This window comes from Ferrovibrio sp. GW821-FHT12F09 (genome assembly GCF_058806775.1).
Map to the genome: position 1 here is coordinate 269,209 of NZ_JBXAPZ010000003.1, position 11,916 is coordinate 281,124.

An 11,916-nucleotide genomic window follows, 5' to 3' on the forward strand; every position below is an offset into this window, starting at 1 on the left:
GTTTTGCCCGCTCCGTGGATTTCTTTGTGCCGCCGGCCGTGCTGCGCAGCGGCGATCCGCGCAAGCTGCACCGCTATCGCAGCATCCTGCAACTGACCCTGTCGGTCTGCGTCGCGCTGCTGCTGATCCCGCCCTATGTCGCCATCCGCTCCAGCCTCAATGCCTGGGAGGTGGCCGGCTTCCTGTCGATGATCGGCGGGCCTTTGATCGGCGCGCTGCTGATCCGCTTCACCGGCAATATCGCACTCGCTATTGGCTTCATGGCGCTGAACGGCGGTCTGGGCAATACGGTGCTGACGCTGGGGACCGGCGGACTGACCTCCAGCTTCGCCCTGTTCAGCGTGCTGGGCCTGGCGCTGACCATGCTGACCAACAATGGCCGGGTGATCGCCTGGGTGGCGGCGATGGCGACGCTGAATTATGTCGTGCTGCTGCTGTGCCATCTGCTCGATCTGGTGCCGGCCTTCAACGTCACGCCGCACGAACAGATGCTGCTGTATTTCCTTTGCCTGGTGTTTGCCGTGCTGCTGATGCTGCGCTCGGCCATCGCCTCCCTGACGGCCCGCATCAAGGCCAAGCTGGCGCTGCAGGCGGCCAAGGCCGAGGCCGAGGCAGCGGCAAAGGCCAAATCGGAATTTCTGGCGATGATGAGCCATGAAATCCGCACGCCGATGAACGGGGTGCTGGGCCTGACGCGGCTGCTGCTGAAGACGCGGCTGGATGACGAGCAGCGCGACCTGGTCAATACCAGCCTGCAGTCGGGCGAAGCCCTGCTGGCCATCCTGAACGACATCCTGGATTTTTCGAAACTGGAAGCCGGGCGCATCGAGCTTGAGACCATCGATTTCGACCTGCCGGCACAGATTGCGGCCGCGGTGGCGCTGCAGAGCGTACGCGCCGATGAGAAGGGCATCGCTCTCCGGCAGGATATCGCTCCCGATCTGCCGCGCTATTTGCGTGGCGATCCGGGCCGGCTGCGGCAGGTGCTGCTGAACCTGGTGTCCAATGCGGTGAAATTCACCGAGCGTGGCAGCGTCACTATCTCAGTCCGCTGCGAAAGTCCGGCAGCCGGCGCACAGCCGGCGATGATCCGGTTCGAAATTCGCGACACCGGCATCGGCATCACACCGGAAGGCATTGCCAGACTGTTCGGCAGCTTCGTACAGGCCGATGCCTCGATCACCCGTCGCTTCGGCGGCACCGGGCTCGGCCTGGCGATCTGCCGCACCCTGGTGCAGGCCATGGGCGGTGAGATCGGCGTGGACAGCGTGCCGGGGCAGGGCAGCACCTTCTGGGTCATCCTGCCGTTGCCGGCCGGCGAGAAGCCGCAGGAGAAAGCAGCAGTCGAGCGGCCGCCGCTGCCGGCCCTGCGCATCCTGATCGCCGAAGACAATCCGATCAACCAGAAGGTCATCGGCGGCCTGCTCGCCCATGCGGGGCACAGCATCACCTTCGTCTCCGATGGCGCAGCAGAGGTGGCGGCCGCCGCTGCCGAGGATTTCGACCTGATCCTGAGCGATATACATATGCCGGTGATGGACGGGCTGGCGGCGACACGGGCAATCCGGGCCCTGCCGCCGCCGCGCAATGCCGTGAAGATCATCGCGGTCACCTCGACCATGAGTGCGGTGGGTATCCGCAGTTGCCTGGAAGCCGGCATGAACGATTTCGTCGGCAAGCCGATCAATCCCGATACGCTGGATCTGGCCATGCGCCGCGTGCTGGGGCTGGAGCATGACGCCGACGATCTTCTGGCCGTGGTACCGGACGATGACGTGGAGGTCTTTTCGGGCGTGGCCATGGATGCCGGTGCCCATCAGCAGCTGACCGAAACCTTCGGCAAGGGCGGTCTGGTCGAGCTGATCGACACTTTCTTTGCCATGATCGGCAATCAGAAAACCGCGATTGCAGCGGCACGGGAGGCCGAGGCCTGGCCCAAGATTGCGATTGTGGCCCACAGCCTGCGCGGCGCGGCCGGGAGTCTGGGGCTGCGGCGCCTGCAGCATGTGGCGCTGCGCACCGAGCTGGCTATCGGCAACGGCGACATTGCAGCGGCCGCGATCCTGCTCGATGCGATGCAGAGTGAAATCAACGAAGGCTGCGTCTGGCTGAGCCTCATCCGCGAGGAGGCGGCAGCATGACGGAGTTCAAGGATTTGTCGGTGCTGCTGGTCGAGGACGACGCCTATTCCCAGCGTCTGACCGTGATGATGCTGCGGCAGTTCGGCGTGCAGCATCTGATGACTGCCAATGACGGATCGGCCGCCATCGAGAAGCTGAACGAGACACGCGGTCATTTCGATCTGATCGTCTCGGACTGGAACATGCCGAACATCACCGGCCTGGATCTGCTCAAGCATGTGCGCAAGACCGGCGTGCGCACCCGTTTCCTGATGCTGACCAGCAATGCCAGCGCCGAATTCGTCATCACGGCGCGCGAGAGCCGGGTCGATGCCTATATCGCCAAGCCCTTCTCGGCCAACCAGCTCAAGCAGAAGCTGATCTCGCTGTTCAGCATGAAGCCGTGGTAACGGTTATTTCCGCAGGATCGAACTGAGCAGGACGCCAAGGCCGGCGGCAACGCCGACAGCCGCGAGCGGATGCTTGCGGGCGAGCGGCTCGATCTCGGCGCGGATTTTCTCGATGTCGTCGGTGAAGCTGTGGCGCGGCCAGTAGGTCCAGGCCAGTGCCGCCAGAATACCCAGCGCGACGATAACGCCAAGCAGGGTGGCACCGGCCGCGGCAGCGGCCAGATGCGGCGACAGTTTCAGGCCGAACACCAAGAACAGCGACCAGCCGAACAGGATGAAGGCGGCAAACAGCGCGGCACAGGCAATCACGCCGAGGCCGGCAACGACAGCCATGCGCTGTCGTTGCCGCTTAGACGCCGCTGCCTGAACGCCGCTGAGCAGCAGTCCAGGCAGCAGGGCTGCGAGAGGCGAGGCCATTACTTGCGCAGCAGAACGGCGATCAGCGCGCCGGCGGCGAAGGCGGCCAGCAGGCTGCCGGCCGGATGCTCCTGAACGGTCTCCTCGATCTTGTCGATTGCCTCGCGGCCGCGATCCTTCAGATCGCTTGTCAGTTCCTGCAGACGGCCCTGCAGGGCGACGATTTCGGCCTCGGCCAAAGCCGTGCCGTCTTTCTTGGCGCGGTCCAGCAGGGCGCCGAGCTGGCCGCCGATATCGGAAACCTGATCGCGCAGGACGGCGAGGTCGCCTTCAGGGGTCGCGGCGCGGCGACGGGTACGAGCTACCATGACATATACTCCTAGTGCTTGCTGGGGGACGGTTTGGTTTGGGTCTTTGAGATGTCGTTCATCCAGTCGGCGATCTGGCGCTCGGCCTGATCGGTCAGGATGCCGTAACGCTCCTGAAGTTTGCCGACCAGCTGCTGGCGCTGGCCGGCGATGACATCCATGTCGTCATCGGTCAGCTCGCCCCAGCGTTCCCGGGCCCTGCCGGCATACTGTTTCCAGTTGCCGGCGATGCGATCCCAGGAAGGCAAGGCGGCCTTCAGGTTGGCCTCGGCGCGTTTGACGGTATCGGTCATGGCAATCCTTTCAGAATGGAGGGCAGGGATGAGCGGGGCGGCCTACTTGCGGACGGCCTGGGTCTTTTCCCACTCGCTGACCTGCTTCTCGGCTTCCTTCTTGGCGAGGCCGTAGCGTTCCTGGATCTTGCCGACCAGCTCCTGGCGTTTGCCGTTGATCACGGTGATGTCGTTCTCCGTCAGCTTGCCCCAGCGCTGCTTGGCCTTGCCGGCAAACTGGTTCCAGTTGCCTTCGATCTGGTCCCAGGTGCCGGCGGTGGACGCGGCATAGACGGCTGCCGGGGGCGCGGCGGCGAGCAGGGCGAGGGCAGAAACGGCGGCGATGGCGATCTTGCGCATGGCGTAATCCTCCTGACGCGGGTGAGATGACACGGTTAAAACCGGAACAGCGGCCTTTAAGTTCCGCTGTGGGGCGTGGAAATCGCCCAGAGGCAGCAATAAGTCTTTGATTCGACTTGCTGCTGCACTGCAATAAATAGGAGAAGAGTGTGGCGAAGCCGGGCCGCTGGCGCGGCCATTTCAGGGCAGGGTTTGCCCCGGTCGGTGATTATGAAATCAGGCTTTTTCGCGCTTTTTGACCTGGTTCCAGGCCGCATCCATGGTGGCCAGATCACTCTTGGCCAGTTCCTTACCTTCAGAGTTCAGAACAGCTTCCATCTGACTGAAACGACGCTCAAACTTCCGGTTTGCGGCACGCAGGCAGACTTCCGGATCCAGCTTCAGATGGCGGGCCAGGTTGGCCACCACGAACAGGAAGTCGCCGAATTCCTCGGCCATCGCTTCTGATGAACCGCTTTCGATTTCGTCTTCAAGCTCCTGAAGTTCTTCCTTGATCTTGGCAATGACAGGCCGTTTGTCCGGCCAGTCGAAACCGACGCGAGCGGCACGGTTCTGCAGCTTCACGGCGCGGAGCAGGGCCGGCAACCCGGCGGTGACCCCGGCCAGCACCGGCGACAGGCCGGCCTCGACGGCGCTTTCGGACTTGGCGGCACGCTCGGCCGCCTTGATGGTTTCCCAGTTGGTGCTGACCGCCTCGGCATGATCGGCGGCGACGGTGCCAAAGACATGGGGGTGGCGCCGGATCATCTTCTCGCTGATCCCGGCAGCGACATCAGGGAAGGCGAAATGGCCGGCCTCCTCGGCCATGCGGGCATGGAACACCACCTGCAGCAGCAGATCGCCCAGTTCGTCCTTCAGGCCGGGCAAGTCGTTGCGGGCGATGGCATCCTCGACCTCGTAGGCTTCCTCGATCGTGTAAGGCGCGATGGTGGCGAAGGTCTGCTCCAGGTCCCAGGGGCAGCCGCCCTCGGGGTTGCGCAGCTGCGCCATGATACGCAGCAGTTCGGCCAGGCTGGAAAGGTCGGGGGATGCGGTCATGCAGGCCTCACGGGAATCACCGCATCATCCTGCCGGAATCGAAACGGGCCCGCCATTGCTGACGGGCCCGCTCTGAAATCCTGCGTCTCAGACGACGCGGAAATTCTGGAACTGCCAGGGATCGTCGCGGTCCACCGGCTCGGGGAACAGGGTCTCGCGGTCCTGCAGAGGTGTCCAGTCGGTATAGGCCCCGGCCATCTCGCCCAGATAGGGCAGGCAGATCTCCATGATGCGGGCATGATCGAGTTCGTCGGCCTCGACCAGGCCGGCTGTCGGGTTCTCGATGGCCCAGATCAGGCCGGCCAGCACGGCGACGGTCACCTGCAGCGAGGTGGCGTTGTTGTGCGGCACCAGCTTGCGGGTTTCCTCGATGGTCAGGCGCGAGCCATACCAGTAGGCGCCCTTCTTGTGGCCCATCAGCAGCACGCCGAGCTCGTCCATGCCGCTGGTGATCTCGTCCATCATCAGGCGCTTGCGCGACTGCATTTCCCAGTTCTTGCCGGCGATCTCGTGTACCGAGAGCACGGCATCGTCGCTGGGATGATAGGCGTAATGCACGGTGGGGCGATAGGCGACCGTGTCGCCCTGCTTCACGGTGTAGTAGTCAGCCATCGAGATGGCTTCGTTATGCGTGACCAGGAAGCCGTGGAAGGGACCTTCCAGCGGAGTCCAGGTGCGCACGCGGGTGCCGGCGCCGGGCCGCAGCAGGTAGATCGCCGCATCGCAGCCGAAATCGTGGCGGCGGCCGTCTTCCGGCAGCTGCTTCTCATGACTGCCCCAGCCGAGTTCGGCCGGCTGGCAGCCTTCGCCGACAAAGCCCTCGATCGACCAAGTGTTGACGAATTCGTCGCGTTCCTTGGGCTGGTTGGCAGCGACCTGGGTGTCACGCTCGGCGATATGGATCACTTTGACGCCGAGCGTCTGCGCCAGCGCGCTCCAGCCGGCGCGATCCTTCGGCACGGCCGTGCTGACGCCGGTATCCCTGGCGATGTTGAGCAGGGCTTCCTTGACGAAATGCGAGACCAGGCCCGGATTGGCGCCATGGGTCAGCACGGCGGTCGGACCACCGCGGTACTTCTCGATCAGGGTACGAGCGGAATCACGCAGCGCGTAGTTGGAACGCTGCGACGGGGTCTTGGACGGATCGGTATAGCCGCCGGCCCAGGGCTCGATGCAGGTATCGAGGTACAGCGCGCCCAGCTCCTGTGCCAGCTCGATGAGCGCCACGGAGGACACGTCGACCGACAGGTTCAGCAGGTAGTCGCCCTTGGTCAGCAGGGGCTGCAGCACCTGGCGGTAGTTGTCGCGGGTCAGGGCGATCTTCTCGAACCGGATGCCGTATTCGTTGGCGACGTCATGGCCGCGTTCTTCCGCTGTCACGATGCTGATCCGGTCGGCCGGCATGTCGATATGGCGCAGGATCAGGGGCAGGACGCCCTGGCCGATGCTGCCGAAACCGAGGATGACCAGACGGCCGGAAAACGCCACATGCTTCATTCTTGTTTGCTCCTGGGAAGGGACGGAATTTGGGGAAGGACTTACCCGATACTGTCCCCGGCTACCAGAGGGCGGTGACAGTTTGATGGTCGCCCCGGAGGATTAACCTCCGGGGCAGGCATCAGGCCACGGCATAGCCCGGAGTCTGCATCAGGGGCGGATCCGCCACCTCGACCAGCTGACCGCGGTCGAAACCGTTAAAGGCGGTGCGCAGGGTGGCACCATAGGCACCCAGCTGGCCGATTTCGATCCAGTCGCCCTCGGCCACATCGTCCGGCAGGCAAAAACCGCCATCCATGCGGTCCAGGCTGTCGCAGGTCGGCCCGAAGAGCGTGAAGGGCCGAACCGGCGCCGTGCTGTTGCGCAGCAGCCGCAGCGGAAACCGCCAGGCCAGGGTGCCGGCATCGGCCAGGCTGCCGTAGACACCGTCGTTGATGTAGAGCGCATCGCCCTTGCGGGCCTGCACCTGCACCACCACCGACGCGCCCTGGGCAACGAGGGCGCGGCCGGGTTCGGCCCAGATCTCGTCCGGGGCGTTGTCGCCCAGACTCTCGGTCAGGGCGACGACACCGGCATCGATCTCGGCCATGAAGGCGGCCAGCGGCGGCAGGTCGGTGCCCGGATAGGCGACCGGGAAGCCGCCACCGATATCCAGGATGTCGAGCTTCACGCCGGCTTCGGCGACGATGGCGCCGGCGCGCGCGATGGCGGCCGACCACATCACCGGATCGCTGCACTGGGAGCCGACATGGAAGGACACACCGATACGGCGCGCCACGGTCCGGGCGCGACGCAGGAGGGCCGGCGCTTCGTCGGCCGTGACACCGAACTTGCCCGACAGGTCGAGCGCCGCCTTGCCCTTCGGCAGGGCGATGCGGAGGATCAGGCCCAGCTCATCGGTGGCGCCGATCCCGGCCAGAATCTTTTCCAGCTCGGCTTCGCTGTCGAAGGCGAAATCGCGTACGCCATGCTGCTGCCAGGCCGAGCGGATGGCCGAACGCGCCTTGACCGGATGCATGTAATGGATGGTGGCGTCGGGCAGCACCTGGCGCACCAGCGCGACTTCGGCCGGGGACGCGCAGTCGAAGGCCGTCACGCCGCCGCGCCACAACGCCGACAGCACGCGCGGTTCCGGGTTGCATTTCACGGCATACAGCGTGCGACCGTCGAAGGCCTCGACGAAGGAGCGGGCCGCCGCGGTGATCGCCGCCGGACGCAGGCAGTGCAGCGGCTCTTCCGGGCGCAGGTTCGCGACCACGGCATCGACCGAGGGCAGGGCTTCAACAGAGCGTCGTCGCGACGGATCGCGGCGTAGTGGAGAGACGGCAACACGAAGACGGGACGCGGTCATCCGCATATCCTCCAAGACGTCAAAACGCGCCGCTCGAAAGCGGCGGTTAAAAGCGAATTTTGGTGGAATGCTGCCGGCCTGGCTCACCGCTGGTGAAGCGGGTCATCACCTGAGACCGACAGGTCGTGAGCTAAACCAAGCTCCGTAAGTGCCTGAACAACATCGTCAGCTCCTTCAAGGCGCCAGCCCACGCGGCTGGCTCTCCGAAAAGGACGCGTGCGTCGTTGCTTGACCGGAATGGCCGAGGGCACGTGCGACCTGCGTCTTGAGTGATGCAATTAAAGCAAATGCGCCGCGATGCAAGAGGTAATTTTGATTACGGCAAAAATGTCATATTTCTCGGCGGACCAGCGCCAGGTATTCGTAGACCAGTGTGGCCGCTGCCAGCGCCGTCACTTCGGCATGATCGTAAGCAGGCGCGACCTCGACCATGTCCATGCCAACGAAGTTCACGCCGTGCAGCCGGCGCAGCAGTGCCTGCGCCTGCCAGGTTGCCAGGCCGCCGATCTCCGGCGTGCCGGTGCCGGGCGCGAAGGCGGGATCGAGCGCGTCGATGTCGAAGGTCAGGTAGGTTGCCGCAGTGCCGGCTACCTGGCGGATCTGCGTCGCCACAGCCTCGACGCCGCGCTCATGCACGTCCTGGGCGCTGACGACGGTGACGCCCTGCTGCAGCGTCCAGTCCATCACGTCATTCTGCACCGGCGAGCGGATGCCGATCTGGATCATGCGCCGCGGGTCGACAAGGCCTTCGTTGATGGCGTGGTAAAAGCACGAGCCATGGCCATAGGGCTGACCGAAGCTGTCGGGCCAGGTGTCGACATGGGCGTCGAAATGCACAAGGCCGACCGGGCCGCCCTGTCGTTTGCGGAGGGCGCGCAACAGCGGCAGGGCGATGGAATGATCGCCGCCCAGCGTGATCAGGTGTTCGAACTGGCCCGCCTGCTGCTCGATCAGGGCCAGACTGGCTGGCACATCGCCAAGCGCGATGGCGAAATCGCCGGCATCGGCAAGGCCGGCGGCCAGATCACGGCGCAACGTCGGGTGATCGCCATCGACCAGCATCTTGCTGGCACGACGAATCGCCTCCGGGCCAAAGCGCGCGCCCGGCCGGTTGGTGGTGGCGATGTCGAAGGGAATGCCGGCAATCGTGATGCCGGCTTTGCCGGCCGCACCGGTCACACCGAGAAATCCACCCGCGACGGCAAAAGTTGGCTGGCCACTCATACCGACATGCACTCCATCAGACGTAAGCCCAGTGTACCAAAGTGAGTACGATCTCGAACACGATCAAGAGCACAATCGCCATTTCCAGACGCAGACTGCGCTGGGCGTCGATCAGGTCGGTGAGGGCGCTGGTGGTGGCCTGGATCACCGAAAGCTTGTTGGCCAGGGCCGCCGCGCGCTCGGTCAGTTCATACTCGTCCTGCAGGCGGTTGAAAAGGCGCTCCAGTTCCGGTCGGTCCCACAGCACGTCCGGCTTGTCTTCGACGGCAACGCGGCCAGCCATGCGATGTTCGACCAGCAGGGATTCGCCGATTAGACGCAGCAGGCGTTTGCGGTTGCCCGGCACGCGGCCGTTGCCCGCCATGGCGCGCGCCAGCGGGTCGATCACGTCGAACACAACGCTGACCTGACGTTCGTTATGGGCCAGCGCCACGCTCTTGGCCATGGCATCGGCAATAATGAGGAAGCGTTCCGGCGTCAATTCGCGCAGTTGGATGGCGCCGCCAGGCGGGATGGTGTCGTCAGCCTCGACAGACAGGGCGATGATGGCGATCTCATCCTCGACCGGCTGGAAAGCGCCGCTGACCCGGGGGGCGATCTTGCGCAGAAGATCGTCTTCTTCGACCGGCGACAGACCGGCAGTCACCACGGCGCCATATCGGAAGAAGGCGACCAGGCCGGTCTCACCGACCCGGAAGGCAAACGGATTGGTGGAAATGGTGTCTGAGCGTTCGAGGCCTGAGGTATCCAGGCGTTCGCCGAGCAGCAGCGCACGGACGGTGAGGCGCCGAGCGACAGGAAGGGTAGCTTGCGTATTCGTCACGGCGTCAGACCGGTTGGGATCGTGGGGTGTCCGACATTATATATGACACTGTCGGAGGTGCTTTATGGCCTGCACAGAGGAGGGCGACAAGCGTGCCGGGGCTTCCGCGCGTGTGACAGTTTGAAGTACGCATGTCGGGATACGTATCCAGCGCTTATTCTGCGCCATAGCCAGCCCGGATCCAGTTGAGCAACTGATCGACCCGGCTTTGCTGAACCGGATGCGGGGCCGTTTCGATTTCGGTATCGACGGCCAGGACTTCGCTCTGCACGGATATGATCCCGTCGGCAGAGCGATCCACAATCAGCCGTCGGGTGTAGAACTCGCCACCGCGCGGCCTTGGATCGGCTGCCAGGATGGTCGCACCGGGCAGCCGCTCGATCAGGCGCTGCATGATTTCCTGTTCTGCCGGTTCGTCGAGCGTCGATGCCGCACGGTCGAGCAGGATCCAGTCGGGTTGATGGAACATCAGTCGGGCAAAGCTCAGTCGCTGCAGCTCGGCATTGCTCAATGCCTGGCCCCAGTCATCTGTTTCATCAAGGCGCGGAATCAGGCGCTCGAGGCCGGCATCGATCAGGCTTTGCCCGATCGATGCATGATGGTCCGGATTATCGGCCTCGGGATAGGCGATGACATGCCGCAGGCTGCCGGGTGGAATATACGGCAACTCGGGCGAGACGAAAATCGAACCCTCCGGGAGTTCGAGACGGCCACTGCCCCAGGGCCAGACGCCGGCGATGACTTTGCTGAGCACGATGATCGTTCGCATGTCGCCAGACAGCAGGACCCGTTCGCCCGGCGCGATATCCAGATCGAAGGGCGTGGATATCTGGCGACCATCCGGCTCGCACAACGCCAGCCCGCGTGCCGTCAATCCGGGGCCAGCCGTGCGGATAACGTCGATACGCCTTGCGGGGGCGAGAGCGGAAGGCTGGGAAACGGCCTTCAGCCCGGCATGCAGGGCAAGCACGCGTTCCATCGAAGCGCGGAGTTCGGCCAGACGGGCAAAATTATCGACGGGCCATGACAATGCAGATGTTGCCTGCTGGAAGGCCTGTGCCGTCTGCATCAGTCCACCGAGCGTGATGGCACCGGCCAGGAAGCGCGGCGTTGTGATCAGTATAGGAAAAAAGACGGCCAGTGTGCTGTAGGCGGATGTGAACAGGATCAGACGCTGCAGTCCGGTTGTCTGGCTGCGCCAGGCTGCGGCCACCAGGCCGAAGAGTCCGGTGAGAGCGCGCCGCTCATCGGCTTCACTGCGCGCCAGCGCTATGGTCTCTGCATTGTCGCGGCCGTGAACCAGGGCATAACGGAAATCAGCCTCCACGGTCTGGCGCCACTCGGCGGAGTAAATCAGCCGGCGGCCGATATACATGGCCAGCAGGGATCCGGTGCCGGCATAAAGAAAGGCCAGCCAGACCATATGGCCGGGGACGGCGATCTCGATGCCGTTCAAAGGGATGGCGATGACGCCTGACAGGCCCCAGAGGATGCCGACAAAGCTGAACAGCAATAGAGTGCAGTATAACAGAGAGTGGGTCAGGTCGACCGCAGCTTCGGTAGCAATACGGATATCCTCGGCGATCCGTCCATCGGGGTTGGTGAGCGTGCCGCCGGCCACATTGAGACGGAACTGGTTGCCGTCTTTCATCCATTCGCCGATCAGCCGGGTGGTGAGCCACTGGCGCCACTCCAGTTGCTGGACGCGTTTGACGTGAAGGTGCAGCGTGTTGACCAGCATTATGCCCAGTACGATGGCGGCGAAGATGCCGAGCTCCGCGAGGAAGCCTTTGCCGGACCGGCGTTCCAGGGCGTCGAACAGATCCGCGCTCCACAGATTGAGGCGGACAGCCAGCAGGACCTGCAGGATGGCAAAGACCAGGATGGCTCCGGTCAGGCTGCAGGCGCGCAAGCCGGTGGGGCCGCGCCAGTAAGGCGCAGAGAGCCGCAGGAAGGCCTTGAGAGTGGGTATGGCCCGGGCGGCAGGCATCGCCAGGACGGCTGGCGGATCGACGGCCGTCACGCCGTCCGACCGGCGAGACATGCTCTGCTGGCAGACCCAGACATTGAAGTGGCCTCATGTGAAGGGAATGCAG

Annotated in this window: 12 protein-coding genes; 2 read left to right on the plus strand and 10 right to left on the minus strand. The window is 64.2% G+C overall.

The features are described from left to right. Nucleotides 1-14 precede the first annotated feature (14 nt). Complete coding sequence (locus AC1ROB_RS21605) at nt 15-2,141, plus strand: ATP-binding protein (protein ID WP_492973002.1); 2,127 nt, start codon at nt 15-17, stop codon at nt 2,139-2,141. Beyond that, the gene (locus AC1ROB_RS21610; protein ID WP_492973001.1) at nt 2,138-2,530 is read left to right on the plus strand and encodes a response regulator; all 393 of its coding nucleotides are present in this window, start codon (nt 2,138-2,140) and stop codon (nt 2,528-2,530) included. Before AC1ROB_RS21605 ends, AC1ROB_RS21610 begins: the two co-directional genes overlap by 4 nt. Before the next feature lie 3 nt (nt 2,531-2,533). On the opposite strand, the gene AC1ROB_RS21615 is transcribed toward AC1ROB_RS21610, so the two are convergent. The 10 genes from AC1ROB_RS21615 to AC1ROB_RS21660 all read right to left on the minus strand — a co-directional run bounded on the left by AC1ROB_RS21615 (nt 2,534) and on the right by AC1ROB_RS21660 (nt 11,864). Continuing rightward, nucleotides 2,534-2,863, minus strand: a complete 330-nt coding sequence (locus AC1ROB_RS21615) for a hypothetical protein (RefSeq protein WP_493031558.1) — start codon at nt 2,861-2,863, stop codon at nt 2,534-2,536. Between the two features lie 83 nt (nt 2,864-2,946). After that, complete coding sequence (locus AC1ROB_RS21620; RefSeq protein WP_492972999.1) at nt 2,947-3,255, minus strand: hypothetical protein; 309 nt, start codon at nt 3,253-3,255, stop codon at nt 2,947-2,949. 11 nt (nt 3,256-3,266) lie between these two features. Further along, entirely contained in the window at nt 3,267-3,548 is a 282-nt protein-coding gene (locus tag AC1ROB_RS21625) for a CsbD family protein (protein ID WP_492972998.1), read from the minus strand. 42 nt (nt 3,549-3,590) lie between these two features. Further along, nucleotides 3,591-3,887, minus strand: coding sequence for a CsbD family protein (locus AC1ROB_RS21630; RefSeq protein WP_492972997.1), 297 nt, complete (start codon nt 3,885-3,887; stop codon nt 3,591-3,593). 216 nt (nt 3,888-4,103) lie between these two features. After that, complete coding sequence (gene mazG / locus AC1ROB_RS21635; protein WP_492972996.1) at nt 4,104-4,925, minus strand: nucleoside triphosphate pyrophosphohydrolase; 822 nt, start codon at nt 4,923-4,925, stop codon at nt 4,104-4,106. A gap of 87 nt (nt 4,926-5,012) precedes the next feature. Next, nucleotides 5,013-6,422, minus strand: coding sequence for a homospermidine synthase (locus AC1ROB_RS21640; RefSeq protein ID WP_492972995.1), 1,410 nt, complete (start codon nt 6,420-6,422; stop codon nt 5,013-5,015). 121 nt (nt 6,423-6,543) lie between these two features. Further along, the gene (locus AC1ROB_RS21645; protein ID WP_492972994.1) at nt 6,544-7,773 is read right to left on the minus strand and encodes a type III PLP-dependent enzyme; all 1,230 of its coding nucleotides are present in this window, start codon (nt 7,771-7,773) and stop codon (nt 6,544-6,546) included. Between the two features lie 330 nt (nt 7,774-8,103). After that, nucleotides 8,104-8,997, minus strand: a complete 894-nt coding sequence (gene speB / locus AC1ROB_RS21650) for an agmatinase (protein ID WP_492972993.1) — start codon at nt 8,995-8,997, stop codon at nt 8,104-8,106. A 16-nt stretch (nt 8,998-9,013) separates the two neighbouring features. Beyond that, entirely contained in the window at nt 9,014-9,820 is an 807-nt protein-coding gene (locus tag AC1ROB_RS21655; RefSeq protein WP_492972992.1) for an RMD1 family protein, read from the minus strand. A gap of 154 nt (nt 9,821-9,974) precedes the next feature. Continuing rightward, nucleotides 9,975-11,864, minus strand: coding sequence for an ABC transporter ATP-binding protein/permease (locus AC1ROB_RS21660; RefSeq protein ID WP_492972991.1), 1,890 nt, complete (start codon nt 11,862-11,864; stop codon nt 9,975-9,977). Nucleotides 11,865-11,916 lie beyond the last annotated feature (52 nt).